Here is a 26,408-nt window from a genome sequence, read left to right on the forward strand (position 1 = left end):
ATTCCTGCACGCGGGCGTGGCGGAATTGGCAGACGCGTACGGTTCAGGTCCGTATGGGGGCAACCCCATGAAGGTTCAAGTCCTTTCGCCCGCACCATTGATTGAAAGAGCTCCCAGCAATGGGAGCTTTTTTGTTATGGGCCCGTCGCAGGGACTTGAACCTGTGAAGGAGCGAGCGTAAAGAAAACGCGGAGCGTTTTTAGCGAGCTGGCGAGGACGCCGGCAGGCGGCCGATGCCGGTGCGGATCCGCGAAGCGGATACGCGGACGTCCTTTCGCCCGCACCATGGATTGAAAGAGCTCCCAGCAATGGGAGCTTTTTTGTTATGCACGATCTCCTTGGACGGGTATCCTAATGCCAACGTGTGCCTATCAGAGGAGAGACCATGCTGTTTTCCGGTATCATCGCCGCCCTTACCAGCCTTTTGATTCCCATCATCATCCTGTTGTTGCTGCTCCCCAACGCCTGCTACGTCGTTGAGCAGCAGCACGCTGTGATCATCGAGCGCTTGGGTAAGTTCAATCGTATCGTCAACGCGGGCTTCCACGTGAAGGTGCCCGTGATTGACCGCAAGGCCGCCACGGTGAGTCTGCGCACCATGAAAAATGGTTTTGGCATCGACGTTAAGACCCAGGACAACGTGACCATCGGCCTTGAGGTCTCCGCTCAGTACCACGTGAGCTACGACATGGGCGCCGGCCCGGCAGATTCGGGCATCTACAAGAGCTACTACATGCTGCAGGAGCCCGTCGACCAGATGCGTGACTTCATCACCGACGCCCTGCGCTCTTCGATTCCTGTCTACACACTCGATGAGGTCTTTGCCAAGAAGGATGACATCGCCAAGGATGTCAACGCTACCGTTTCCGAGCAGATGGCCGCCTACGGCTTCACCCTCGTGTCGACGCTCATCACCAAAATCGCACTGCCGACCGAGGTTGAGAACTCCATGAACGACATCAACGCCGCCCAGCGCAAGCGCGCTGCGGCACAGGAGCTCGCCGAGGCAGACCGCATCAAGCGCGTCACCGAGGCGACCGCCGAGGCTGAGGCGATGGAAAAGGCAGGCGAAGGCATCGCCAACCAGCGCAAAGCTATCGCGTTGGGCATCAAGGATTCGCTCGAGATTATCCAGGAGACAGGCGTTGGCAACGATGAGGCCAACCAGCTGTTCATGTTTACGCAGTGGACCGAGATGATGACGGAGTTCGCACGTACGGGCAAAAACTCGACGGTCGTGTTGCCGAGCGACTTCTCGCAGTCGGCCTCTATGTTCGAGCAGATGCTGGCTGCCGGCAAAGTTCAAAACGATTCGAAGGAGTAGGCGCGCGTGAAATACACCGTCGTTTGTGTTGGTAAGCTCAAGGAGCGCTTTTGGAAGGACGCGTGCGCTGAGTACACCAAGCGTCTGGGTGCCTATGCCAAGGTGGATATCCGCGAGGTGGCCGATATCGACCCGGCTAAGGCGGGCGGTGTGGATGCTGCGCGTGACAAGGAGGGGGCGGCGATTCTTGCTGCCTTGCCGTCTCGAGCGCATGTGATCTTGCTGGCCATTGAGGGCAAGGAGCGTTCGAGTGAGGAGCTCTCGGCGAGGCTCGACGATCTTATGCTGCGAGGTAGTAGCGACATTGCCTTTGTAATCGGCGGTTCGGACGGCGTGAGTGATGAGGTGCGCGCCCGCGCCGACGAGATGCTCAGCTTTGGGCGCATTACCTTGCCGCACAACCTGGCGCGCGTGGTGCTGCTGGAGCAGATCTACCGCGCCTGCAAGATTAGCCGTGGCGAGCCGTATCACAAGTAGGTCGGCAATACGAAACAATAGCGTGGGACAATGACTTTCGTTTTTGAGGAACGCATCTGAGAGGACTGTGTGATATGAAGATCGGATTTGTCGGTTTTGGCAATATGGCGAGTGCTATGGCCGATGGCTGGATTGCCGCCGGCGTGGCCGCGGGCGACATGTGCGCCTGCGCAGGCCGCTACGATGCTTTGGTCGAGCGTTGCGAGGTGCGCGGCATGGTCGCCTGCCACGATGCCGCCGAGGTTGTCGCCGCATCCGATATCGTGGTCGCTGCGGTCAAACCGTACATGATCGAGAAGGTATTCGCCCCGCTCAAGGATGCTCTTGCCAAAAAGGTCGTTCTGTCGGTTGCCTGGACCTGGGACAGTGCCAAGTGGGAGCAGGTCCTGCCGGGCGTCGCGCATATCTCGACGGTGCCCAACACGCCGGTTTCGGTGGGCGAGGGCGTCATCGCCTGCGAGAAGGCTTCGACGCTTAACGACGAGCAGCGTGCTGTGGTGCTCGACCTGCTCGGTAAGCTTGGCGCTGTCGTCGAGCTCGACACAAGCCTGCTGTTTGTGGGCGGCACGGTGGGTGGTTGCGCTCCGGCGTTTGTCGCCATGGCAATCGAGGCCCTGGGCGATGCGGCGGTCAAGCACGGTATCCCGCGTGCGGATGCTTATCGCATTGTGAGCCAGATGGTGCTGGGTACGGCAAAGCTGCAGCTTGCAACTGGCCAGCATCCTGCGGCGATGAAGGATGCCGTATGCTCGCCCGGCGGTGCCACCATCAAGGGCGTCGTTGCACTCGAGGACGCCGGCATGCGCAGCGCCCTGGTCAAGGCAATCGACGCAACCCTCCAGTAAAACCGACCAAAAAAGGGACAGTTTATTTTGGCAGGTTTTTCCTGCGGTTTTGTCCTTTTAGCGAAAAGCGCCTCGCAACTGGCTCAATTCCAGTTGCGAGGCGCTTGCGTTTGCCCAGATAAAACCGACCAAAATAAACCTGCCCCTTTTTGGCAGGTTAGTCCCAGAAGCTGTCTTCTTCGTCCTCGGACTTGGGGCCGCGGTCGACATACATCTTATGGGTGCGCTTCTCCATCACAAAGGCAATAATCGCAAACAGCAGGATGCCGCCGGCGAAAAGGATGGCAAAACCGGTGCGGGTGCCAAACAAAAAGGAAAAAACTGCGTCCATTGGGTGCCTTCTTGCGTAGTTGAGTTGGGTCGTAAACGCTCATAAGTATATACTTGCCCATACATGTACAAGGTTGCAACCTAAATGGAATGTATATCGCCGGAGGATCTAATGCTTGATATCAAGTTTGTTCGCGAGAACCCCGATGTCATCGATGTCGCCATGGCTAACCGCCAGACGTCTTGGGATCGCGAGAAGTTCTTTGAGCTCGACGACGAGCGTCGTGCCGTCATCACCGAGGTTGAGGAACTTCAAGCCACGCGCAATGCCGAGTCCAAGAAGATCGGCGCCCTGATGAAGGAGGGCAAGAAGGACGAGGCCGAGGCCGCCAAGGAGGCCGTGCGCGCCGTCAACGAGAAGATTGACGGTCTGGCCGAGCGCCGCACCGCCCTCGAGCAGGAGCAGTACGACTTCATGGCTCACCTGCCCAACATTCCCTGCGAGGCCACGCCGTACGGCAAGGACGAGGACGAGAACATCGAGCGCCGTCGTTGGGGCACCCCGCGCGAGTTCGACTTCGACTTTAAGCCGCACTGGGATCTGGGCACCGACCTCGACATCCTTGACTTCGAGCGCGGCAACAAGCTCTCCGGCAGCCGCTTCACCGTTCTCGGTGGCGCCGGCGCCCGTCTTGAGCGCGCCCTCATCAACTTCTTCCTCGATACGCACACCAGCCGTGGTTTTAAGGAGTGGTGGCCGCCCATCGTCGTCAAGCGTCAGACCATGTTCGGCACGGGCCAGCTGCCCAAGTTCGAGGACGACGCCTATCACGTCTCGGGCGACAACTTCCTGATCCCCACCGCCGAGGTCGTGCTCACCAACCTGCACGCCGGTGAGGTCCTCGACGCCGACACCCTGCCGCGCCGCTACACCGCCTTCACCCCCTGCTTCCGCGAGGAGGCCGGTTCCGCCGGTCGCGATACCCGTGGCATCATCCGTCAGCACGAGTTCGACAAGGTCGAGATGGTCAAGTTCGCTAAGCCGGAGGAGTCCGACGAGGAGCTCGAGAGCATGACCGCCGAGGCCGAGTACCTGCTGCAGCAGCTGGGCCTTCCGTATCGCGTGATTAGCCTGTGCACCGGCGACTTGGGCTTCTCTGCCCGTCAGACCTACGACATCGAGGTCTGGCTGCCGAGCTACAACGCCTACAAGGAGATCAGCTCCTGCTCCAACTGCGGTGACTTCCAGGCTCGCCGCGCCAACATCAAGTATCGCGACCCCGAGAACTTCAAGGGTTCGCGCTACCTGCACACCCTCAACGGTTCCGGCCTGCCGGCTGGCCGTACCATGGCTGCCATTCTGGAGAACTACCAGAACGCCGACGGCACCATCACGATCCCCGAGGTCCTGCGTCCCTACATGGGCGGCCTCGAGAAGATCGAGCCGGTCGCGTAACTTGGCTGCATAGGCGATAAGCAAGGGCGCTCCTTCGGGGGCGCCCTATTTCGTGCGCAGGTCCATACCATGCTGTGCGGACAGCTCAATAGAAAACACACGAACAACTGTTCTGTATGCAGCCATCTACCTGCTATGCTTTTGCTAAATAAGAGCGAGAGAAAGGGGACGCGATGGAGCTGTTTGATGATCGGGTGGTTTTGTTTGAGAGCGACGAGGGCGGGGAGTACCTGCTTGTGACGTGTGAGCCGTCTGGCATGGGTGGCCTGGTGGTTCGACAGACGAGCGAGGGGCCGTTGACGCAATGGTGCTACGAGGAGTCGCCTCATGTGGTTGAGACGTTTGTGGCGCACGAGGGGCTTGTGGCCCTAGAGCATTTCTATGGGGTCCAGACATCTAATCAGGTTGCTCGCATGTTGAGCATCTCGTTTGCCGATTATGATTGTGCCCAGCGGGTGAGATCGCTCCTGAGGGAACTTGATGCTAAGTTTGACGTGATCGAAAAGCCAATCGATCGTACGGGGAATGGCGGTATATGCGGAGCAGCATGACAAGACTGCGTTCCACAAAAAAGTTTGAAATTATGCTTGACTCCAATAAGCTAAAGTGGTTTTATATGTCTTGCGCTGCGGCGTTACCTCAGCTGGATAGAGGGTCTGACTACGAATCAGAACGTCATAGGTTCGAATCCTATACGCCGCACCATTTGAACTTAAAGCCTCCGGCGACGGGGGCTTTTCTTTTATGGCAACGCCGCATGGATTCGAACCTCGGTCGAGGCGCGAGCGTAAAGCGGACGCGGAGCGTCCGTAGCGAGCGGGCGAGCGCGCCGGCAGGCGGGCGAAGCCGGCGCGGATCCGCGCAGCGGATGCGCGGAATCCTATACGCCGCACCAATCGAACTTGAAGCCTCCGGCAACGGGGGCTTTTCTTTTATGGCAACACCGCATGGATTCGAACCTCGGTCGAGGCACGAACAACTTAATTATCACTCCGTAAAATTTTTTCTAATTGTCGCTTGACCCATCGGGGGCTCGCGTGCATAATAATCCGTGCGTTGCGGCGTTACCTCAGCTGGATAGAGGGTCTGACTACGAATCAGAACGTCATAGGTTCGAATCCTATACGCCGCACCAACTGAACTTTAAAGCCTCCGGTAACGGAGGCTTTTCTTATATGTCGACATACTTGAGGAGTTGCTTTCGCCGTGTTTGAAAGTATCGATTCGATCGACTGCATCAAATGAGTAAAAATCAAATTCGATAACTTTTTTTGAAAAAATGCTTGACCATTATTCAGTCCATGTGCATAATAATCAACAAGTCGCGGCGTTACCTCAGCTGGATAGAGGGTCTGACTACGAATCAGAACGTCATAGGTTCGAATCCTATACGCCGCACCATTTGAGATTAAAGCTCCCGGCAACGGGGGCTTTTCTTTTACGTAAACACCGCATGGATTCGAACCTCGGTCGAGGCGCGGGCGTAAAGAAAACGCGGAGCGTTTTTAGCCCGCGGGCGAGCACGCCGGCAGGCGGGCGAAGCCGGTGCGGATCCGCGCAGCGGATGCGCGGAATCCTATACGCCGCACCATTTGAGATTAAAGCTCCCGGCAACGGGGGCTTTTCTTTTGCGTCAGCTTGAGTGCTTTCGTCCAAAGGGACGATTTCCTGTCGACTCGTGTAAGATTCCGAGTAGATGTCGCGACTTATTCGCGACCACTCCTTCTTCAAGCGACCGATCAGGGTGATATTTCGTGGCAGAGCGTCCGACATACAAGCTCAGGTTTCTCGATCCCAAGAAGCGCTTTCCGGCGATGCCCGAGCAGCCTGCGGGACGCTCATATGGCGTAGTCTGGAAACTCTTTGGCGAGGATCAGCATGAATCTTGCTATGTCGTCGAATTCGTTGGCAAAAGTCATGTGTCGCTTTTGGGCTACGTAAGCGTTTCGGGCGAGGTGTACAAGGTGGACCGCCCCGTTAGCGAGACTCCGCTGCCCAACGATCCCGACATGGAACTGGTCCTTGACGAGTCGGACTCCGGTATTGGTGAGATTGTGGTTCGGGGAGCCAACGGCACAATGCGCGCGTGCGCGCGAACCGTCGGCTCTCCCGAAGGCCCCATGCGCGAGCAGTCCGACCACGAGACATGGAATTCGACCCGCTCCCTTCCTTACGGTGAGTTCATGGCATCGATGTTCCTGCGCTACGTGATATTCGCTGACTCCGAAAATACCATTGCGAGCACGGCGGACGCCGACGGACTCGACGAGGGTATGCAAAACGTTGTCGACAAGATCAAGCTCGTAAAGTTGCCCGAGCCGGTCGAGGTGTTTTTGGGCTTTAACACGGCACCGCTCCCTGATGCTATCGAGACGCTGCTTTACCGCATTGACCATGCCGAGAATCCGAGCGGTATCGAGCGCTATGCCGCCGCCCTTATGAGTGAAATTGACTTGCCCCGCTTGCGCACCATCGCCGCTAAGTCCGAGATGAGCCTGGCTCGCATCGATCGCTCAAAGCTTTTCTATCTCAATTTTGATCGCAGCCTGCTGGACCAGGACGAGATTGACATGCTGCTTGCCATCGAGTGCCGTCTTAACCGTCTCTCCGCCATCCTTGAGCACATCGGGGCCGGATTGGTCCCTGCGGCATCCTCGCCGAGCCTTGAGGGCTGCGCGCTCTTTGATGCGTGGCATATCGCCAAGACGACCAACGATGTTCCCCGACTGCTCGATACGGCCTCGAGCGATAACCCGTGGGGCAAACCGGGTACGGTGGCTTGCCAGCCGGGCGGTGAGTGGGATGTGCGTACCCGCTTCGCGCGTATTGTCGAGGCACTTAACGTGGTCACGCGGCTCGACTATACCTATCGGGCAAACGTTGCCGAGGGGATCATGCTCGTTCGGTTTGGGCAGTCTGTCGTTGATGCTATGCCACAACGTGAATACGACGCTCAAGATGACGCCTGGCGCGAGTTGGACGAGGACACGCGCGCGATCTGGGCTGCGGAGCACGATGCGCGCGTGGCGCTCACGCTTGCGGCAGCGTGTTTTGCCGCGGGCACCTGCATCACGCGCTGCTATGTGCAGATTGCTGCTCCCGACAGTGAGCAGGGCGAGTGCGTTGTCGCAACGTATTTCTTTGGGCGCGCGGCCTATCTGGCCGATTGCGTGCCTGTCGCCAAGGATCTTGAGAGCATGGACATGGACGATATGCCGTGCAAGCGTGTGCTTGAGGCATATGAGTCAACCGCTCCGGAGACGATTGAACCTGCGGAGGTTCATGCTCGTCCGCGTGATGACCATCGCATGCTGCCGCGGGCGCTGCGCGATCTACTGCTTGCCGATACGGCTGACGAGCTGGAGGTCATGGAAGAGGACGACGACCCATACGTGGCCCGTGTTGTTGAATTGCGCGAGCAGGCAAAAGTCGACCGTACAGGTGCTTTTGAAGGCTTTTCTCGTCTTGTTGAGGAGTTGGAGGCTAAGTGCGCCGTCGCCGAGCTTTTGGCGACAGGTCCGGCTCAAACGCAGTTTTGCGATAACCAGCTGGTGCGCATGGTGCTACCGGTGTTGGAAGAAGACCGCTCTGTGCGAATCCTTCGTGCGCCCGATGCGCTGTACTTTGCCCAGCACGAGATCTGCAGCTTTTACGCCGAGCAAGAGGACTTTGAACGAGCACTGCCCGAGGTGCGCCATCTTTACGATCTGGCGCGCTCGTCCATGCAGTCGCACTTTGCGCTCATCAACGTGCTTGCGCGTCTGGAGCGCTTTGACGAGATTATCGAGGTGGCGCGCCACGGCCTACGTATTGCCAGCGATCGTTCTGCAATCGGCTACCTGTTCTATCGCTTGGCGTTTGCCTATTGGAATTGCGATCAGCTCGACCTGGCGCTGGCTTGTTACCGTCTGGTGCCGCGCGGCGAGGAGTCGGGCAGCAGCGCGCTGGAAGAAATGCAGGGCCTTATGAACGAGATGGGCGTCAGCGAGCCTCCGACGTTCGAGGAAGCGGTCGAGACCATCCACAGGGCTGGACTAGAGCTGCCGCCAGTGTCCGCCGTGACGAATCAGCTGGCAGATGCCGCTGTGCAACTGGTCGACAACGGTTTCTTTTTCCTGGCGCGCGGTTGTATCTTCCAAATGTGGCGCACCATGGGCAACGACGAGCTCGGCTCCCTCAACCGCTCGCTGGGGTAGGCGAAGCTTTCAAGAAGGAAAGGCTGCTAGGCAATTAGAAAATTCCCTCTTGCCCAACTTCGACTATTTGGTTACTATAGAACGGCTGTTACGGAGAGCTGACCGAGAGGCCGAAGGTGCTCGCCTGCTAAGCGAGTATGCCCCAAAAGGGCATCTGGGGTTCGAATCCCCAGCTCTCCGCCAGTACGAATTTGAAGAAGGGTCCCATTTGGGGCCCTTTTTATTATCAAGAATGGCGGCTGGGGATTCGAACCCGAGAGGGCACGGGCGTTAAGCAAACGCGAAAGCGTTTGTAGCCCGTGGGCGAAAAGCCGCCAGGCTTTGAAGCCGGAGGGCATGCGCAGCATGCCCGGACATCCCCAGCTCTCCGCCAGTAAGACTTTAAAGAAGGGTTCCGAAAGGGACCCTTTTTTAGTTGAACCACGTTAGCTGGGGATTCGAACCTCAAAAAAAGAGGCATCCTTTCGGACGCCTCCCTTCAGTGGGCTTATTATTCTTGCGCACTACACCTCGGGCGCCTTGGCGACGGTCTCGCTTTCTGTCGTGAGCGGGCGGTTGTCGATGCGGCGGCCCAAGCGATCGAGCTTCACGAGTAGCCACTCAATGGGATTCGGCCCTGCGCCTTCCTCGTCGGCAACCAGGTCCATGACGGCGATCTTGGTGCCATCCTGCTTGAGCGTAACGCTGCCCACCTTGTCGCCCACATGCACCGTGCCCGAAAGATCGTCGTAGCTAACCTTTTCGGTCACCTCGCCGGCAAGGGAAAACACGGTCGCTTGCGCCGTAGGATCGGCGAGCGTGGCGTCGATCGTCTTATCCGTCCAGTCGGTTTGGCCAATGCGCGCCATAAGTGGGTTGCCGTTGGCGGTCTTTTCCTGCGTGTTGGCGATTGCAACCGTCACCTTGTGGCCGTAGTACCAGTTGGCAAGGGCGGCCGTGTCGGCAAAGCGCTGATCGGTGGTGCTGGAGTTCAAGACGACGGTGTAGGTCTCGTCTCCATCGCGGTTGTAGGCTCCCGTAAAGCAGTAGCCGGCATCGTCGGTAGTGCCGGTCTTGCCGCCGATATTGCCGTCCTGACCCAACAGCTCGTTGTGCGTATCCATGGAATGCGAATGGTCGGAACCGTCGGCGCCTGTGACCTCAATCCAGGAATCATCGCTCGCCACGATCTCGCGGAACGTGTCGTTCTTCATTGCCTCCTGCATCATCAGGGCCACATCGTGCGCAGTCGAGTGCATATCGCCGGCCCACTCGTCAAAATCCAGGCCGTGCGGATTCTCAAAGACCGTGCCGGTGCAGCCGAGCTTTTTAGCGCGCTCGTTCATGACCTTTACAAAGGTGGCCACGGCGTCCTTGGTCTTGGGGTCGATCTTTTTGCCCACGTGCTCGGCAAGTACGATGGCGGCATCGTTACCCGAGGGAATCATCAGGCCGCGCAGGGCCTGCTCCACCGTGAGCTCGTCGCCTTCGAGCAGACCGGCGGTCGAATTGCCCACGGTTGCCGCGGCGTTGCTCACCGTGACCTTCTCGTCCATCTTGCAGTTCTCGATGGCCAGGATTGCGGTCATGACCTTGGTAATTGAGGCGATCTTGACCTGCTCGTCGGCACTTCGGGCGTAATAGACGGAACCGTCCTTGCTCATGACGATGGCGTTGGTCGCATCGATATCGGGCAGATTATCGGCCGTGATGCCGCGGGCGTCGGCGGTCTTACCGCAAACGATATCAGTCGTGAGCACCTGGGCGTCGGCGATAGACGGCATACCGGCAGCAAGGGCGAGAGCGCAGGCAATGCCGGCGGTCAGTTGCGCGGAGCGCTTTGCAAGAGAACTAAGGGTCTTCACAGATTTCGCTTTCGACGGGATGGTCTCTTCAGAGTTCAAAGTATATCGTTTGCTGGCGCGGACAATCAGCGCGCGGGCGTGCGCGGCCCATGTCTGCGCCCGAACGGACACATAGGAGCTTAAGGTAGACTTAATCGCCCACGCTTGTTGTGTGTGGCGCGCGCTGCCTCGGGCATAATGGAGCGCGAGAGGAGCACGCATGAACGAGCGCATTTTGGTAGTTGATGACGAGAAGGCCATCGCCGACTTGGTTGGTATCTACCTTACAAAAGAGGGCTTTGATGTCCAGATTGCCTATAGCGGGGCCGATGCTGCCAAGGCAATCCTGGAGCAGGAGTTCGATCTGGCACTGTTGGATGTCATGCTGCCCGATATCGATGGCTTTGAGCTACTGCGTACGATCCGTTCCGGCCATACCTATCCTGTGATCATGCTGACGGCGCGCGATGCCCAGCAAGACAAGATCGAGGGCCTTTCGCTTGGCGCGGACGATTACGTGGTTAAGCCGTTCCGTCCGCTGGAGCTCATCGCGCGCGTGCACGCTCAGCTTCGCCGCTACACCAGCTACGGTAGCCGCTCGCAGGCGGCCGAGTCGCCGACCATCCAGCTCGACGGCCTGGAGATCAACCGCGATGCTCGTTCCGTAATGGTGGACGGTGCGCCGGTGCGCCTCACGCCCATCGAGTATTCCATCTTGCTGTATCTGGTCGAGCATCGCGGCAGTGTGGTGGCCGTGGAGGATCTGTTCCGCGCGGTGTGGAACGAGGATTTTATGCCCGGCTCCAACAATACGGTGATGGTGCACATTCGCCACCTGCGCGAAAAGATCGGTGACGACGCTCAAAAGCCGCGCTTTATCAAAAACGTCTGGGGCGTCGGCTACATAATCGAATAACGCCTTTGATGGTGGGGAAGTGGATATGACAAAAGACGATAGGCAGGCATTCGAGGTGCCCGATCGACTCTTTGAATACGTGAGGTCGGTCGTCGACAACCGCGCGCTTGCAACGGTGCTGCTCTTTTTGCTGAGCCTGCTGCTGATTGGCATCGATAACATCGCTGGAATCTTGGCGGTGCTGCTTGTCGGCTTTTTGCTGATCGATCGATTTGAAATCGTACGCCGCTGCGTGGTGATTGGCGGTGCCGCGTGGGCCATGACGTTGGCGATTGGCGCCATGGCACTCGGCGGCATCGAAGGGCCGGTGCTGTTCGATGCCGGCTTTGTATTCAACATGCTTGGCTTTGTGCTGGCGCTTGCCGTGTGCGTGCTGTTCTTTTGCGGCCGCGCCCTGTACTACCAGGGCTATGAGCAGGGCGAGCAGCATGCCGATTGTGTGCTGGCCGCTCGTATTCAAGATCGCCTGATCGATCACCCCGACACCTGGGACAACATCGACGGCGACTTCCTGGAGGTCGAGGGCGCACTCAACCGTGTGCGCGATCGCGAGCGCAAGGTGCAACAGGCCTTGCGTGACGAGTCTCATCGCAAGGACGATCTGGTCACGTACTTGGCACATGACCTACGCACCCCGCTTGCCAGTGTGGTGGGCTATCTTTCGCTGCTGCAAGAGGCTCCTGAGCTGCCGGTTGAGCAACGTGCGCACTTTACGGGCGTGGCGCTCGACAAGGCGCACCGGCTCGATGCACTCATCGAAGAGTTCTTCGATATCACGCGCTTTGACTTCCACGATATCGTGCTCACGCGCGGCTATGTTGATCTGGGGTTGCTGCTGGCTCAGGTGGCTGACGAGTTCTATCCCATCCTCAACGAGCAACATAAGGAAGCCCAGGTTGATATTCGCGAGGACCTGACGGTGCTCGTGGATGGCGATAAGATGGCCCGCGTGTTTAACAACATCATGAAAAACGCCGTCGCCTATAGCTATGAGGGCTCGACTATCACGATTGAGGCCAGGCGCCAAGACGATGGCGGCGTGCGCGTGCGCTTTATCAATCAGGGCGATCCTATCCCTGCGGCTAAGCTCAAGGTGATCTTTGAGAAGTTCTATCGCCTGGATGCGGCGCGTGCGACCAATCGCGGTGGTGCCGGTTTGGGCCTTGCTATTGCCAAGGAGATCATCGCGGCACACGGCGGTACCGTTGCATGTGAATCGACGCCCGAACACACGATATTCACCATCGAGCTGCCCGCCGCATAGCTAGCGTGCCCTTACAAACACTTGACAATGTGCTCACGTGCGTATGAGCCGCGATTCCTACTATCGATACTGCTGAATTGATATCGATATGGAGGTGTGCGGTATGACGGCTGCTGCGGCTGTGGAGCCCACGGAGCTTGAAGAACTCATGGAAGCGCAGGCCGAGGCCGCGCATGAGCGCGAGGTTGGGGATGCGACTCGCCCCACGGCAGAGGATCTTGCCGCCTCGCCGACGCGCATCGACGTCGAGGGCCTCGACCTGTTCTATGGCGACCACCATGCGCTCAAGGACGTGAATATCAAGATCCGCGATAAGCAGATCACCTCGTTCATCGGGCCTTCGGGCTGCGGAAAGTCCACGTTGCTGCGCTGCTTTAACCGCATGAACGACGGCATCAAGGATTGCCGCATCGAGGGCAAGATTGCGCTCGATGGTCAAGATATCCTGGGCGATTGCGACATCTGCCGTTTGCGCCAGCGCGTGGGCATGGTGTTCCAACGCCCCAACCCATTTCCCATGAGCATCTACGACAACGTCGCCTACGGTCCTCGCGGTATGGGTGTGCGCGACCGCGCCGTGCTCGATGAGCTGGTCGAGGACTCCCTGCGTCGCGCTGCCCTGTGGGACGAGGTCAAGGACAAGCTCAAAGAGTCGGGCCTGGGTCTTTCGGGTGGACAGCAGCAGCGCCTGTGCATCGCCCGCGCACTTGCCGTGCAGCCCGACATTCTGCTGATGGACGAGCCGACCTCGGCACTCGACCCTGTGTCGACGTTGGTGGTGGAGCAGCTGGCCTGCGAGCTCAAGGAGACCTGCACGCTGGTGGTCGTGACGCACAACATGCAGCAGGCCGCGCGTATTTCCGATTCGGTTGCGTTCTTTTTGCTGGGTGAGCTGGTGGAGCACGCGCCCACCGCGCAACTCTTCAAGAATCCGTCCGATCCGCGCACCGCGGATTATTTGACGGGGCGTTTTGGCTGACGCTGTCTTTTACAGGTGCCTTTAGGGTTAAGATGCGGTCATATCGGCCGCAAAGGGGTTCAACATGATCTATTACGTCGAGGACGATGACAACATCAGGGATTTGACAGTCTACGCGCTGCGCAAGCAGGGAATCGAGGCCGAGGGCTTTTCGTGTGATGGCGAGTTTAAAGCTGCCGTGGCGCGACGGGTGCCCGATGCTGTGCTGCTCGATATCATGCTGCCCGACACCGATGGCTTGGCGATTATGCGTCGTCTGCGTGCCGATCGCCTGACGGCGACGGTGCCCATCATGATGCTTACCGCCAAGGACACCGAGCTCGACAAGGTGATGGCGCTCGATGGCGGTGCCGACGATTACCTGACTAAGCCGTTTTCGCTCATGGAGCTTGCGAGCCGCTGCCGCGCACTGCTGCGTCGCGGCGGCATGGTCAAGCAGGCGAGCGATGTGCTCAGCGTGGGCGACATCGTGCTCTCGCCCAGCCATCGCGAGGTGACCGTTGCCGGCGAGCCGCTTAAGCTCACCCTGCGCGAGTTCGACCTGCTCGAGTACCTCATGCGCAAGCCCGGCGTGGTCTTTACCCGCGAGTCGTTGCTGCAGAGCGTGTGGGGCTGGGACTTCGACGGCGGTTCGCGCACCGTTGACGTGCACGTGCAGACGCTTCGCCAAAAACTGGGCGAGCATGCCAGCGCCATCGAGACCGTGCGCGGCGTGGGTTATCGCCTGGCCGAGCCTTCTGCCGGTGATGGTGCCGAAGGCGACGACACCGCGGCCACCGCATCGGAGGAGTAACCCGTGGTCTTCGCCCCCCAGGGAAAACATACGCTGTCGCACCGCGTTTTTGTGACGATCTTTGTCTGCGCCATGGCGGTTATCGTGGCGTTTACGGTGCTGGGTGCGTTCTTTGTGCAAAACACTTTGGCGGATGCCACGAGTGCCAATCTGGCGCAGGAAACCGAGCTCATTGCTGCCGCTCTCGACGAGCAGCAGGAGCCCATTCCGTTCTTGCGAAGCTTCGATCGCGAGGATCTTCGTATCACGCTGATCAATAAGGACGGATCTGTTGCCTACGACAACGAGGCGTCGCCTTCCACACTGCCCAACCATGGCGATCGCCCCGAGGTCATCGAGGCCTTTGAGAGTGGTTCGGGTTCCGCGGAGCGCGCAAGCTCTACACTCGACGAGATTATGCTGTATCGCGCCGTCACCCTTGATAACGGCCAGGTCGTTCGCTTGGCGCAGGCCCAGCCTGGCGTTGCGGCGATTTTGCTGTCGATGCTGGCGCCGATGCTGCTTATCGCAGCAGCGGGTGCAGTACTCTCGTTTTTTATGGCGCGCCGTGAGTCCCGTGCCATCATCGCGCCGTTGCAAGAGGTGGATTTGGATCACCCACGCCGTAGCTATGAGCACGCCTATGCCGAGATGGTCCCCATGCTTGAGCGCATCGAGTCGCAGCGCCAGGAACTCAAGCGCCAAATGGCGGTGCTAGCGGACAACGACCGTATGCGCCGCGAGTTCACGGCGAATATCACCCATGAGCTCAAGACGCCGCTTACGGCGATTTCGGGCTATGCCGAGCTCATCGCAAATGGCATGGTCGAGGGCGAGGACGACCTGCGCAACTTTGGCGGTCGCATCTATCGTGAGGCGGGCCGCTTGGCAGCGCTTGTCAACGACATCCTTACGCTGTCTAACTTGGACGAGGCCGAACGTGCAACTGAAGGCGAGGCAGTGCCCATTGGGTCCACGGAGCCTATTGAGCTCTCGCGTGCGATCTACGCGGTTGAGCAGCGTCTTGAACAGGTCGCCCGTCAAGTGAATGTGACGATAAGTCATGAGACCAAGCCTGTGGTCATCGAAGGCGTGTCGCGCTTGGTCGACGAGCTCATCTATAATCTGGCAAGCAACGCCATCCGCTACAATCGGCCCGGCGGTACGGTTACGCTGCAGTGCGGCACCAACGACGAAGGCCATCCGTTCCTCGCTGTCGCCGACACGGGAATCGGTATCGCGCCTGAAGAACAGGGCAAGGTATTTGAGCGGTTCTATCGCGTGGACAAGAGTAGGTCCAAGGCACGCGGCGGAACCGGCCTGGGGCTTGCCATTGTCAAGCATGCGGCCCTGTATCATCACGCCACGCTTGATCTGTCGAGCGAGTTGGGCGTGGGAACCACCATTACGGTGACGTTTCCCATACAGCAGGACGAGCCATTCGCATAGCGATACAACACAGATATTGATGTAGACGCCGCATTTGACTTTCGGGTGCGGCGTTGTTGTGCAATTTTATGATTGCTTCCGACATTTTTACAGGAGAGCCTGTTTCTTATGTATAGAGTTTGGTCTCGGTAAAAAGATGCGATAACATACGGACAGTTTTGTCAATCCAAACTGGGGAAATGAAAGGCAAGCTGCATGACCCTTCTCGAACTGTTCCAGCTGCTGAAGAAGCACCTCAAGCTGGTCATCACCCTTCCGGTGGTCTGCGCGATCGCCATGGGCATCGTGTCCTTCGTTGCGATGGACAACACCTATACCGCGACGACGAGCATGTACATTCTCGCCAAGACCGACGATAGCGGTCAGATGAGCTACAACGATCTCTCGGCGAGCCAGATGCTTTCCAACGATATCGCCACGCTGCTGGATAGCGATAGCGTTAAGAGCGGCGCCGCCAAAGAACTGGGCCTCACCGATTTGGATGACTACAAGGTGTCTGTTTCCTCCGAGACCACCACGCGTGTCATTACGCTTTCGGTTACCGGCACCGATGCCAAGGAGACGGCTGAGGTCGCAAAGGCCATTGCCAGCTCGGTGAGTACGGTCGCTCAGAACGTCGGCGCTGCCCAGAGCATCAACGTTATCGACGAGGCTAAGACCCCCGAAGCCCCCAGCGGCCCCAAGCGCACGCTGTATATTGCCGTCGCGTTCCTCGCCGGTATCTTTATCGCAGTTGCCTATGTCGTTTTGGCAGACATGCTCAATACCCGCATCCGCGGTGCCGAAGAGGCAGAAGAGCTCCTGGGTATTCCCGTTGTTGGCCGAATTCCGGCTATGAAAGGTGGTAAATAGGCATGGCTAAGGCAAAGAACACCGATAAGCTCGTTGTGCAGAATGCCGCCAAGACCCTTCTGGCCAACATCCGCTTTGCGAGCGTGGACGACCCCATTCGCACCATCACCGTTACCTCCTCGATTCCCAACGAGGGCAAGTCTACGGTTTCCATTAATCTTGCTCAGGCAATCGCCACGAGCGGCAAGAGTGTCCTGCTGGTCGAGGCTGATATGCGTCGCAGGTCCCTTGCCGATATGCTCGGCGTCCGCTCCCGCGGCGGACTCTATGCAGTCCTGTCCGAGCAGGTTTCTATCGACCAGGCGATTGTCGAGACAGGTCAGAAGAATTTCTACTTCCTCGATGCCGAGCCGCATATTCCCAATCCTGCCGACATCATCGTCTCCCATCGCTTTGCCAAGCTGGTCAAGGCACTGTCTGCTAAGTTCCAGTACGTCATCTTCGATGCTCCTCCGGTCGGCACCTTCATCGATGCTGCCGAGATTGCCAGCCTGACCGACGGCGCGCTGTTCGTGGTGCGCGAGGACTTTACCAAGCGCGAAGAGGCGCTCAACGCTATCGCCCAGCTTAAGAAGTCCGAGAAGGTCAAGCTCATCGGTACCGTCATGAATTACTGTGAGACCGAGACCAGCGAGTACTATTATTCTTACTACACCAAGGACGGTAAGAAGGTTAAGAAGGGCTCCGACGATCAGGGCACTTCCAAAAAGGGCATCTTCACCAACCGAGCAAACGTTTAGTTGATTAAGGCTGACCTATGCGTGACATTCATTGCCATATCTTGCCGGGTGTAGACGACGGCGCCGCCGATCTCGAAGAGAGCTTGGCGATGCTCGAGGCTGCCAAGCGGGCCGGTGTAACCAGAATCGTTTGCACTCCTCACTGCCGTGATCCCTATTTTGATTACGACAAGATGTGGGATGCCTTTGAGCTGCTGCGCGATAACGCTGACGGTTTTCCGCTCCAGATGGGCTTCGAGGTCAACCATCGAAAGCTCGTTGAGCTTGGTATCGATGCCGCGGATCACTTGCATTTCGATGGGACCAACGAGTTTCTGCTCGAGCTTTCGACGCATGCCGATGCGTATGCGTTTAGAGAGTACGAGAACACGATTTACGATTTGCAGTGCCGTGGCTATCAGGTGATCATCGCTCATCCTGAGCGCTATCGTGCGGTTCAAAAGGATGTAAGCGTGGCGGAGCGCCTGGTCGATATGGGCTGCAAGCTGCAGGCTTCGGCGGACTTTATTGCCGGCGGTCGCTTTGGTCGCGAGAAAAAGCCGGCACAGCGCCTGTTCGATCAGAACCTGTACAGCTTCATCGCGAGCGATGCCCATAACGTGGGTCATTACGACTGTCTGGCGAAGGCTCGCGCGAAGTTTAGCGTGCGCGGAGCTCATTTTCGCTAAAATCTGTCCCTAACGTTCGCGTTGAATGAAAGGGCAGCTATGGATATCCAACTTAAGACGGGATGCTTTGACGACGCGGCGTTGGTGCGCCGCGTCGTTTTTATGGACGAGCAGGGCTACGAGAATGAGTTCGACGCTATCGACGAGGATCCGAACTGCATTCATGTGACACTCTATGTAGACGGCGAGCTTGCCGGCTGCTCGCGCGTGTTTCCCGAGGAACTGGAGTACGCGGCAGATGCCGAAGCCCCAGTTTTGCCGGCGTGCGACTTGGACGAAGGCGTCGCGGCGGGGGAGACCTACATTATGGGGCGCGTGGCCGTGCTGCCGAGCATGCGCCGTCGCGGTTTGGCGAGCAAGATTGTCGAGGCCAGTGATACGTGCGCGCGTGATGCCGGCTCCAAGCTCATTAAGCTGCACGCGCAGGAATACGTGCTACCACTCTATGCCAAGGCGGGTTACACGCAGATTGCCCCGGTGGACTACGAAGACGAGGGCCAGCCCCATGTTTGGATGGCCAAGCGCGTAGATGGCAGATAGGGACGTTCCTTTCCTGCCGGCAGTCGGGGACACTCCTTGGCAATTGGTGCATCAGAGCGTTTGGACATACAGTTTTTCGATTCCGTATGTATATATGCGCGCTAATGGGTTATAAAATCTAAGTCTGAACATAGCAGGTCTGCAATGCGGCTCGGGCAACCGGGCCGTTTTTGCGGACGGGGGTAGCGCGAAAGGACTGCACATGCGTCAATTTAAGACCGAGAGCAAAAAACTGCTCGACCTCATGATCAACTCCATCTACACCAATAAGGAAATCTTCCTGCGCGAGCTTATCTCTAACGCGAGCGACGCCGTCGACAAGCTCAACTTTAAGAGCCTGCAGGACCCGAGCGTCAAGATCGACCAGGGCGACCTGGCCATTCGCGTCTCCTTTGATAAAGACGCCCGCACCATTACCATCTCGGATAACGGCATTGGCATGACCGCCGAGGAGCTGGAGCGCAATCTGGGCACCATCGCCCATTCCGGCTCCGAGGAGTTTAAGACCGAGAACGCCGAGCAGCAGGGCTCCGATGTCGACATCATCGGTCAGTTTGGCGTGGGCTTCTACTCGGCTTTTATGGTCGCCAGCCATGTGAAGGTCGTCAGCCGCGCCTACGGCGAGGATGTCGCCCATGTGTGGGAATCCGACGGTCTTGAGGGCTACACCATCGAGGACGGCGAGCGCGCCGAGCACGGTACCGATGTCATCCTGACGCTGCGCGAGAACGAGAAGCTCGATGCCGACGGCGAGGCCGAGACCTACGATCGCTTCCTGACCGAGTGGGGTCTCAAGAGCCTGATTCAGCAGTACAGTAACTATGTGCGTTACCCGATCCAGATGATGGTGTCCAAGAGCCGCCAGAAACCCAAGCCCGAGGACGCCGGCGACGATTACAAGCCCGAGTACGAGGACTACCAGGAGCTCGAGACCGTCAATTCCATGACACCGATCTGGAAGAAGCACAGCTCCGACGTTGAGCAGAAGGACTACGACGAGTTCTACAAGTCCACGTTCCACGACTTTGACGATCCTGCGCGCACCATCAGCTTCCACGCCGAGGGCACGCTCGAGTACGATGCCCTGCTGTTTGTGCCGGGACGCGCGCCGTTCGATCTGTACAGCAAGGACTACGAGAAGGGTCTGGCGCTCTACAGCTCCAACGTCCTGATCATGGAGAAGTGCGACGACCTGCTGCCCGACTACTACAACTTTGTCCGCGGCGTCGTGGATTCCGCCGACGTGTCGCTCAACATCTCGCGCGAGACGCTGCAGCAGAACCGTCAGCTCAAGGCCATCGCCAAGCGTGTGGAAAAGAAGATTACCGCCGACCTTGAGGATATGCGTGACAACGACCGCGAGGCCTACGAGAAGTTCTTTGAGAACTTTGGCCGCGGTCTTAAGTACGGCATCTACTCGAGCTATGGCATGAAGGCCGATGAGCTCGCCGACCTGTTGCTGTTCTGGTCTGCCAAGGAACAGAAGATGATTACCCTGGCCGAGTATGCCAAGGGCATGCCTGAGGATCAGAAGGCCATCTACTACGCCGCCGGCGACTCGCGTGAGCGCTTGGCCAAGATGCCCGTGGTAAAGGGCGTGCTCGACCGCGGCTATGACGTGCTGCTGCTGACGCAGGATGTGGATGAGTTCACGTTCCAGGCTATGCGTGAGTACGTTGCCGCCGATATGCCCAAGATCTACGAGGACGATGCTGCCCGCGAGGCTGCCGAGAAGGCTGTGGCCGACGGTGCCGAGCCCGAGGTCGAGGATCGTCATCTAGAGCTCAAGAACGTTGCGACCGGTGATCTTGACCTGGCGACCGAGGACGAGAAGAAGGAGGCCGAGGACGCCACCAAGGAGAACGAGGACCTCTTTAGCGCTATGAAGGAGGCGCTCGGTGACAAGGTCGAGAAAGTCGCCGTCTCCGCGCGCCTGACCGATGCCCCCGCTTGTATCACCACCGAGGGCCCACTTTCGCTCGAGATGGAGAAGGTGCTCCAGAAGGGACCCGAGGGCGCGCCCGACGGCATGCCCAAGAGCCAGCGCGTGCTCGAGCTCAACGCCAAGCACCCGGTCTTTTCCAAGCTCGTCGCCGCTCAGAAGGCGGGCGACGCCGACAAGATCAAGCAGTACTCCGGCCTGCTCTACGATCAGGCCCTGCTGGTCGAGGGCATCCTCCCCGAGGACCCCGTTGCCTTCGCGGCGGCTGTCTGCGAACTTATGTAGTTTGGTAGTTACGCGGTTCTACGAACCGCGTAACTACTCGACGCTGCAAGCCCGCCAGGGCGGCAATCTGCCTTTCAGCTTCGGCGGCATGACCAGAAGGTCAATGCCGCCTCGTTTCAAGGCACCTTGCTCGCTCTGGCGGGCTTTCGCTGTCTGCGCCAAAACATCGGCGTTTTTGTTGTTGGTAGCCGTTGGCGATGCGGCAGTTAGGGACGTTCCTTTTCTACCGACACCTGGGGACACTCCTTAGTCGTTGGGGACGTTCTTGTTTGACTAGTCCGTTTAAGAACGTCCCCAATGACTATTTATCCGGACTGCTAATTTGTGCGGGTTGTGGTTTTGTGACCTGCTGAAATTTAGGATACTGTACATCTGTACGTTAACTCATCTTCGTAGTATATTGCTACCCGCAAAACTCAACACCATTGTGCTTTGAGACGTTAAAGCGCCTACTACAATGGTTGTCGATAGTACGATTCGATTTAACGACAGGATGGATGGTCCAAGCGTGAGTCTCGGCAGCAAACTATCCAATGCAAAGGTGTCCTTTGCGATATTTAAGCGCGACATTAAGCGACTGCTTGTGAACCCCGTCGCCCTGGTGGTTACCCTAGGCGTGTGCGTTATTCCCTCGCTGTATGCCTGGTATAACATCGTGGCAAACTGGGATCCGTATGGAAACACCCAAGGCATCAAGATTGCTATCGCCAACAACGATCGAGGCACCCAAAACGACTTGGTGGGTGAGCTCAACGCTGGCGACAAAGTGGTCGACCAGCTCAAGGAGAATCATCAGTTGGGCTGGACGTTCGTCGACTCGACGGCCGATGCCAAGGAGGGCGTCGAGAGCGGCGAGTACTATGCCGCTATCGTGATTCCCAAGAACTTCTCGGATAACCTGGTTTCGATGCTCGACGGCAACTACCATCAGCCCAAGCTCACGTACTACGTCAATGAGAAGAAGAGCGCCATTGCGCCCAAGGTTACCGATACCGGTGCAAACACCATCGAGGAGCAGATCAACTCGGAATTTGTCTCTACGGTAGGCAAGACTGTTGCCGGTATCGCCAAGGATGCCGGTGTCGATTTAAAGGACAAGGCAACCCAGACTCAGGACTCGCTGGCAAGTTCGGTGTCCGAGGCGTCCGACACCTTGGGCGAGGTGCGCGATTCGATTGGCGATATGAATGCCGCCATCGATAAGACGAGTGGCGCTATCGCCTCGGCTGATGCGGCACTTGCCGGCTTGCAAGGCCAGGCACCGTCGCTGACGCAGGCGATCTCCCAGGGCAACGACCTGCTGAGCGAAGCTCGCACCACGGCGGGCAACTCCATCACCTCGCTCTCCAAGGCGCTCTCGGAAGGCAGCCTTGCGCTCACCAAGACGTCGGCCTCTGCGAACGCTGCCATCGGCAAGCTGACGGGCGCGGTCACATCTACGACCACCCGTATCGACAACTCGCTCGAGTCTCTTCAAGCGACGATCGACCACAATAAGGCCGTTATCGGGCACTTGGAGATTCTCGCCAATGACACGTCGACAGGTTCCGAGGAAATTGACGCGCGCATTGTATCGACCATCGATTTGCTTCGAGAGCAGAATGAAAAGCTTCAGAGCATCAAGGACGGTCTGTCCGCGCAGTCGAGCGCCATGGCGAATGACGCAGCGGCTGTTTCGGGTGCCAGTGACGCTATCAATAACGCAATTCATACCGGTGCGACCAACCTTGGCCAAGCCCAGACGGACTTGGGCCAAAACGCGCTGCCGAAGGCCTCGAGCGCGCTCGACTCTTTTGCTGCCGTTTCGGGCGACCTGACCGGTATCGTCTCGGGTATGACACCTACACTTGCAAATGCGCGCGGCACGTTGGCGCAGCTTAGCGCTACGCTCGGCCAGGCCAAGACCACGCTGTCCCAGACCGATTCCTCGCTTGCCAAGGTCCAGGACAAGCTTGCAACCGCCGCCAATGACATCGCGGCGCTGCAGACCTCCGAGTCCATGGGCGAGCTGGCCGATCTGATGGGCGTCGATGTCAATGACGTGGCAGATTTCATGGCGTCTCCGGTTGAGTTGACGTCCAAGTCAATCTATCCGGTCAAGAGCTTTGGCTCGGGCATCGCTCCCTTCTACACCAATCTGGCGCTTTGGGTGGGCGGCTATGTGCTCATCGCCATTTACAAGCTCGAGGTCGACCGTGAAGGTGTTGGCAGCTTTACGGCGCGCCAAGGCTACTTTGGCCGCTGGTTGCTCATGGTGATCCTGGGCGCGTTGCAGGCCATCATCGTTACGGTAGGCGATCTGGTGATTGGCGTGCAGTGCGTCAGCCCGCTGCTGTTCGTGCTGGGCGGCATCGCCATTTCGTTCACCTACGTCAATATCATCTATGCGCTGTCCACCACGTTTAAGCATATCGGCAAGGCTATCGGCGTCATTCTCGTCATCGTGCAGATCCCGGGTTCGTCGGGCATGTACCCCATCGAGATGATGCCCGGCTTCTTCCAGTGGCTGCACCCGCTGCTGCCCTTTACCTACGGCATCAATCTGCTGCGCGAGACGGTCGGCGGCATGTATTCGTTCAACTACCTGTTTAACCTGTGCATTCTGGGCGTGTTCTTGATCGTGGCGCTCTTTATCGGCCTGCAGCTGCGTCCGCTGCTGCTCAACCTTAACCTGCTCTTTGATAAACAGCTCTCCACGACCGGTATGATGATTTGCGAGTCCAACGACCTGCCGCGCCAGCGCTACTCGCTGCGCACGGCCATGCGCGTCATGCTCGATTCCGATTCGTACCGTCGCGAACTGCTCGATCATGCGGTCGCCTTTGAACATCGCTACCCGTACTACATCAAGGGCGGTTTTGCCGCCGTGGTGGGCGTTCAGGTCCTGCTCTTTGTCCTGTCGACGGTTCTCGATATCGACAATAACGGCAAGATCATCCTGCTTGTCATTTGGATCATCTCGGTTATTGCCATCTGCGGCTGGCTTATCAATATCGAATATATCCGAGCGAGCCTCAATACCCAGATGCGCATCTCGGCGCTTTCGGATGAGGACCTGCGTCGCGAGATGCGCGAACACACGGCCGCCATTCCTGCCGCCCGCCACATGTTTGGCCTCAACGCCAGCGAGCGTGGTGCCAAGGGCGGCGATCAGTCCACGGGCCGCTTGCCGCATATTGGCTCGCACCATAAATCTCAGGGCAGCGACAGCACAGCCACAAATGATGGAGATACCACCGCGCTTGGCAAGCACTCCAAAGGAGGTGAGGCATAAATGAAGAACATCCTGCATCTGTTTAAGCGCGATGTCCAAAACGTGTCTCGCTCCGTGATCGGCTTGGTTGTCGTGATGGGCCTCATTATCGTACCGTGTCTGTACGCGTGGTTTAACATCGCCGGCAGCTGGGATCCGTACGGCAACACCGGCAATCTTAAGATCGCCGTGGTCAACACCGATGAGGGTTACGAGAGCGATTTGATCCCCGTCGAGGTTAACGTGGGCGAAAACGTGACCGCCACCCTACGCGGCAACGAGAGCTTCGATTGGGTTGTGCTCAACAATCGCGAAAAGGCTATCGAGGGCGTTAAGTCGGGCGCGTACTATGCTGCCGTCGTTATCCCCAAAACGTTTAGCGCTGACATGATGACGCTTTTCTCGACCGACGTGAAGCATGCCGATATCGAGTTCTACGAGAATCAGAAGGCCAACGCCATTGCGCAGATCGTGACCGAGAAGGGTTCGAGCGCCGTCCAGAGCCAGGTTAACAAAACTTTTACCGAGACCATTACGACGATCGGTCTTAAGACGGTGTCCAGCCTGCTCGATTACATGAGCACCGACCAGGTGGGTAACTTTATCGCCAACCTGTCCTCGACGCTCGGCGATTCGATTGAGGACCTGCGAGACGTTCGGGCAAATGCTTCGTCGCTGGCGGGCATTTTGAGCTCCACGTCCGATTCGCTGACGTCGGCGAGCGGCATGCTCAAGCAGACGGGCACGGTCGATGAGTCAACGAAGCAGCTGATGGAGCATGTCAAGAGCGGTATTAGCGATTCCAAGGAAGCGCTGAAGGACGCCAACGACGCCATCAATGCCGCGATTGACGGAAGCGCGGGCTCGTTTGACAACGTGTCCGCCGAGCTTGCGAAGGCATTTGATGCCGCGAATCAACATGTCGACCTTACAGTGTCCCAGCTCAACGATGCCGCGGCGGCGCTCAACACGCGTGCCGACGATATCGACGCCACGGCCGACCAGCTCCGCAGCTTTGCCGATCAGGTGACTGACGAAAAACTCCAGGACAGCCTCAAGTCTGTGGCAACATCGCTGAGCAGGATTGCTGTGGAGTATCGCAACAACGCCAAGGACTTGACGGCCACCGCGAAGTCTCTCTCTGACAGCATGGCAGAGGTTAATAAGTCGCGTGCCGAGGTCGATCAGGCAATCGCGGATGCCAAGGCTGGTATCTCGGGCGCCAAGACTGACTACGACTCTACGTTTTCGGCCAAGGCAAAGGAGCTCAAGAAGACCATCTCGGGCGTTTTGGATTCGCTGAACGGTATTTCGAACGATCTGGATAGTGCTGTTGCTGGCCTGACCGACGCATCCGGTTCGCTGGCAAAGGGCCTCTCCAAGGCTGCAAAGCTGGTCAACAAGGCTTCTGATCAGCTGGGCGAGGCGTCGGACAAGATCAGTGCGTTTAAGGACGAGCTCGACGGCGCCTTGATGTCGGATGACCTCGCTACGATCAAGACGATGATCGGCAATGATCCCGAGGGTCTGGCCGTGTCGCTTTCCGGCCCCGTCGCGCTCGATCGCAAGCCGGTCTATCCGATCCGCAACTACGGTTCGGCCATGGCACCGTTCTACACGATTCTGTCGCTCTGGGTGGGCTCGATTGTGCTGGCGGCCATGATGAAGGTCTCGGTCGACGACGAGCTCATCAACGAGCTCATCCCCGTGCGCCTGCACGAGATCTACCTGGGCCGCTACCTGTTCTTTGGCGGTCTGGCCCTGCTGCAGGCAACGCTCGTGTGTGCGGGCGACATCCTGTTCTTTGGCATCCAGTGCGACGACCCGCTGCAGTTTGTGCTGGCGGGCTGGGTCGCGAGTCTCGTGTTCTCCAATATCGTCTACACGCTTACGGTTTCGTTTGGCGATATCGGCAAGGCGCTCGCCGTCGTGCTGCTGGTCATGCAGGTCGGCGGTTCGGGCGGCACGTTCCCCATCGAGATGACCGGCCCCGTGTTCCAGGCGATCTATCCGTTCCTGCCGTTCACCCACGGCATCAACGCCATGCATGCCGCCATGGCCGGTGCGTACCACATGGAGTACTGGATTGAGCTAGGCATTCTGGCGAGCTATCTGATTCCGTCGCTGGCACTGGGCGTCGTCTTCCGCCGCCCGGTCATCAAAGCCAACGACTGGATCATCGAAAAACTGGAGTCAACCAAATTGATTTAGTTCAGCAACGTAAACGCCGTCGGAACATCGAGATCTTCCAACCCGATGCTTTAGCGTAGTGAATTGCACGGGCTGCTTGGTTGTTGCTACAGTAGCGGGGCGTGCCGGGGGTCCGGTGCGCCCTGCTTTTATTTGACCATGAGGCG

Annotated in this window: 20 protein-coding genes and 5 tRNA genes; 23 read left to right on the top strand and 2 right to left on the bottom strand. The window is 58.2% G+C overall.

The window, feature by feature from the left end; translation table 11 throughout:
* Positions 1-10 precede the first annotated feature (10 nt).
* The 4 genes from DW925_RS01280 to proC all read left to right on the top strand — a co-directional run bounded on the left by DW925_RS01280 (position 11) and on the right by proC (position 2,646).
* Positions 11-97: transfer RNA gene (locus DW925_RS01280), tRNA-Leu, on the top strand.
* A gap of 288 nt (positions 98-385) precedes the next feature.
* Complete coding sequence (locus tag DW925_RS01285; RefSeq protein WP_117757556.1) at positions 386-1,324, top strand: SPFH domain-containing protein; 939 nt, start codon at positions 386-388, stop codon at positions 1,322-1,324.
* A 6-nt stretch (positions 1,325-1,330) separates the two neighbouring features.
* The gene (gene rlmH, locus DW925_RS01290) at positions 1,331-1,801 is read left to right on the top strand and encodes a 23S rRNA (pseudouridine(1915)-N(3))-methyltransferase RlmH (RefSeq protein ID WP_035136824.1); all 471 of its coding nucleotides are present in this window, start codon (positions 1,331-1,333) and stop codon (positions 1,799-1,801) included.
* A gap of 74 nt (positions 1,802-1,875) precedes the next feature.
* Entirely contained in the window at positions 1,876-2,646 is a 771-nt protein-coding gene (gene proC, locus DW925_RS01295; protein ID WP_117655499.1) for a pyrroline-5-carboxylate reductase, read from the top strand.
* Positions 2,647-2,803: 157 nt separating this feature from the next.
* Here the strand turns inward: proC and DW925_RS10160 are convergent, their stop codons facing one another.
* Positions 2,804-2,977 (bottom strand): DUF6724 family protein, encoded by a 174-nt coding sequence (locus DW925_RS10160; protein ID WP_168170424.1) that lies wholly within the window; start codon positions 2,975-2,977, stop codon positions 2,804-2,806.
* A gap of 111 nt (positions 2,978-3,088) precedes the next feature.
* Here DW925_RS10160 and serS point away from each other — a divergent pair, with 111 nt between their 5' ends.
* The 7 genes from serS to DW925_RS01330 all read left to right on the top strand — a co-directional run bounded on the left by serS (position 3,089) and on the right by DW925_RS01330 (position 8,751).
* Positions 3,089-4,372, top strand: a complete 1,284-nt coding sequence (gene serS / locus DW925_RS01300; RefSeq protein WP_117790201.1) for a serine--tRNA ligase — start codon at positions 3,089-3,091, stop codon at positions 4,370-4,372.
* Between the two features lie 173 nt (positions 4,373-4,545).
* Complete coding sequence (locus tag DW925_RS01305; RefSeq protein ID WP_117645937.1) at positions 4,546-4,923, top strand: hypothetical protein; 378 nt, start codon at positions 4,546-4,548, stop codon at positions 4,921-4,923.
* Between the two features lie 77 nt (positions 4,924-5,000).
* Positions 5,001-5,077: transfer RNA gene (locus tag DW925_RS01310), tRNA-Arg, on the top strand.
* A gap of 353 nt (positions 5,078-5,430) precedes the next feature.
* Positions 5,431-5,507: transfer RNA gene (locus tag DW925_RS01315), tRNA-Arg, on the top strand.
* 189 nt (positions 5,508-5,696) lie between these two features.
* Positions 5,697-5,773: transfer RNA gene (locus tag DW925_RS01320), tRNA-Arg, on the top strand.
* 353 nt (positions 5,774-6,126) lie between these two features.
* Positions 6,127-8,568, top strand: coding sequence for a lipopolysaccharide assembly protein LapB (locus DW925_RS01325; RefSeq protein ID WP_117790202.1), 2,442 nt, complete (start codon positions 6,127-6,129; stop codon positions 8,566-8,568).
* Between the two features lie 92 nt (positions 8,569-8,660).
* Positions 8,661-8,751: transfer RNA gene (locus DW925_RS01330), tRNA-Ser, on the top strand.
* Positions 8,752-9,071: 320 nt separating this feature from the next.
* Here the strand turns inward: DW925_RS01330 and DW925_RS01335 are convergent.
* A complete protein-coding gene (locus DW925_RS01335; protein WP_158565720.1) occupies positions 9,072-10,412 on the bottom strand; it encodes a D-alanyl-D-alanine carboxypeptidase family protein in 1,341 nt (446 codons plus the stop codon).
* A 199-nt stretch (positions 10,413-10,611) separates the two neighbouring features.
* Between DW925_RS01335 and DW925_RS01340 the strand changes: the two genes are divergently transcribed.
* The 12 genes from DW925_RS01340 (at position 10,612) to DW925_RS01395 (ending at position 26,262) form a co-directional block, all read left to right on the top strand.
* The gene (locus DW925_RS01340) at positions 10,612-11,307 is read left to right on the top strand and encodes a response regulator transcription factor (protein ID WP_117790243.1); all 696 of its coding nucleotides are present in this window, start codon (positions 10,612-10,614) and stop codon (positions 11,305-11,307) included.
* A 25-nt stretch (positions 11,308-11,332) separates the two neighbouring features.
* Positions 11,333-12,571, top strand: coding sequence for a sensor histidine kinase KdpD (locus DW925_RS01345; protein ID WP_117647938.1), 1,239 nt, complete (start codon positions 11,333-11,335; stop codon positions 12,569-12,571).
* Between the two features lie 103 nt (positions 12,572-12,674).
* Positions 12,675-13,550, top strand: coding sequence for a phosphate ABC transporter ATP-binding protein PstB (pstB, locus tag DW925_RS01350; protein ID WP_192934545.1), 876 nt, complete (start codon positions 12,675-12,677; stop codon positions 13,548-13,550).
* Between the two features lie 64 nt (positions 13,551-13,614).
* The gene (locus tag DW925_RS01355) at positions 13,615-14,343 is read left to right on the top strand and encodes a response regulator transcription factor (protein WP_089572665.1); all 729 of its coding nucleotides are present in this window, start codon (positions 13,615-13,617) and stop codon (positions 14,341-14,343) included.
* 3 nt (positions 14,344-14,346) lie between these two features.
* A complete protein-coding gene (locus tag DW925_RS01360; protein ID WP_117790204.1) occupies positions 14,347-15,771 on the top strand; it encodes a cell wall metabolism sensor histidine kinase WalK in 1,425 nt (474 codons plus the stop codon).
* 195 nt (positions 15,772-15,966) lie between these two features.
* A complete protein-coding gene (locus DW925_RS01365; RefSeq protein ID WP_055250503.1) occupies positions 15,967-16,623 on the top strand; it encodes a YveK family protein in 657 nt (218 codons plus the stop codon).
* A 2-nt stretch (positions 16,624-16,625) separates the two neighbouring features.
* Positions 16,626-17,363 carry a CpsD/CapB family tyrosine-protein kinase gene (locus DW925_RS01370; protein WP_117736214.1) on the top strand — a complete coding sequence of 246 codons (738 nt, stop codon included), beginning with the start codon at positions 16,626-16,628 and terminating at the stop codon, positions 17,361-17,363.
* Positions 17,364-17,380: 17 nt separating this feature from the next.
* The gene (locus DW925_RS01375) at positions 17,381-18,031 is read left to right on the top strand and encodes a tyrosine-protein phosphatase (protein ID WP_055250497.1); all 651 of its coding nucleotides are present in this window, start codon (positions 17,381-17,383) and stop codon (positions 18,029-18,031) included.
* A 39-nt stretch (positions 18,032-18,070) separates the two neighbouring features.
* Positions 18,071-18,571: a GNAT family N-acetyltransferase gene (locus DW925_RS01380; protein WP_117790205.1), complete on the top strand. Its 501-nt coding sequence runs from the start codon at positions 18,071-18,073 to the stop codon at positions 18,569-18,571.
* 202 nt (positions 18,572-18,773) lie between these two features.
* On the top strand, positions 18,774-20,798 hold the full coding sequence (gene htpG / locus DW925_RS01385) for a molecular chaperone HtpG (RefSeq protein WP_117790206.1): 2,025 nt from the start codon (positions 18,774-18,776) through the stop codon (positions 20,796-20,798).
* A gap of 508 nt (positions 20,799-21,306) precedes the next feature.
* On the top strand, positions 21,307-24,072 hold the full coding sequence (locus DW925_RS01390; protein ID WP_233540206.1) for a YhgE/Pip domain-containing protein: 2,766 nt from the start codon (positions 21,307-21,309) through the stop codon (positions 24,070-24,072).
* On the top strand, positions 24,073-26,262 hold the full coding sequence (locus DW925_RS01395; protein ID WP_117790208.1) for a YhgE/Pip domain-containing protein: 2,190 nt from the start codon (positions 24,073-24,075) through the stop codon (positions 26,260-26,262). It begins immediately after the preceding gene.
* The last annotated feature ends 146 nt before the right edge of the window (positions 26,263-26,408 follow it).

Origin of the sequence: Collinsella sp. AM43-1 (assembly GCF_003467925.1) — a bacterium.
Classification (GTDB): domain Bacteria; phylum Actinomycetota; class Coriobacteriia; order Coriobacteriales; family Coriobacteriaceae; genus Collinsella.

Excerpts from the sequence above, each read along its gene's own strand:
- DW925_RS01285 (WP_117757556.1), top strand. The coding sequence starts at position 386 with ATGCTGTTTTCCGGTATCATCGCCGCCCTTACCAGCCTTTTGATTCCC.
- proC (WP_117655499.1), top strand. The coding sequence starts at position 1,876 with ATGAAGATCGGATTTGTCGGTTTTGGCAATATGGCGAGTGCTATGGCC.
- DW925_RS10160 (WP_168170424.1), bottom strand. The coding sequence starts at position 2,977 with ATGGACGCAGTTTTTTCCTTTTTGTTTGGCACCCGCACCGGTTTTGCC.
- serS (WP_117790201.1), top strand. The coding sequence starts at position 3,089 with ATGCTTGATATCAAGTTTGTTCGCGAGAACCCCGATGTCATCGATGTC.
- DW925_RS01305 (WP_117645937.1), top strand. The coding sequence starts at position 4,546 with ATGGAGCTGTTTGATGATCGGGTGGTTTTGTTTGAGAGCGACGAGGGC.
- DW925_RS01340 (WP_117790243.1), top strand. The coding sequence starts at position 10,612 with ATGAACGAGCGCATTTTGGTAGTTGATGACGAGAAGGCCATCGCCGAC.
- DW925_RS01345 (WP_117647938.1), top strand. The coding sequence starts at position 11,333 with ATGACAAAAGACGATAGGCAGGCATTCGAGGTGCCCGATCGACTCTTT.
- pstB (WP_192934545.1), top strand. The coding sequence starts at position 12,675 with ATGACGGCTGCTGCGGCTGTGGAGCCCACGGAGCTTGAAGAACTCATG.
- DW925_RS01355 (WP_089572665.1), top strand. The coding sequence starts at position 13,615 with ATGATCTATTACGTCGAGGACGATGACAACATCAGGGATTTGACAGTC.
- DW925_RS01365 (WP_055250503.1), top strand. The coding sequence starts at position 15,967 with ATGACCCTTCTCGAACTGTTCCAGCTGCTGAAGAAGCACCTCAAGCTG.
- DW925_RS01370 (WP_117736214.1), top strand. The coding sequence starts at position 16,626 with ATGGCTAAGGCAAAGAACACCGATAAGCTCGTTGTGCAGAATGCCGCC.
- DW925_RS01375 (WP_055250497.1), top strand. The coding sequence starts at position 17,381 with ATGCGTGACATTCATTGCCATATCTTGCCGGGTGTAGACGACGGCGCC.
- DW925_RS01380 (WP_117790205.1), top strand. The coding sequence starts at position 18,071 with ATGGATATCCAACTTAAGACGGGATGCTTTGACGACGCGGCGTTGGTG.
- htpG (WP_117790206.1), top strand. The coding sequence starts at position 18,774 with ATGCGTCAATTTAAGACCGAGAGCAAAAAACTGCTCGACCTCATGATC.
- DW925_RS01395 (WP_117790208.1), top strand. The coding sequence starts at position 24,073 with ATGAAGAACATCCTGCATCTGTTTAAGCGCGATGTCCAAAACGTGTCT.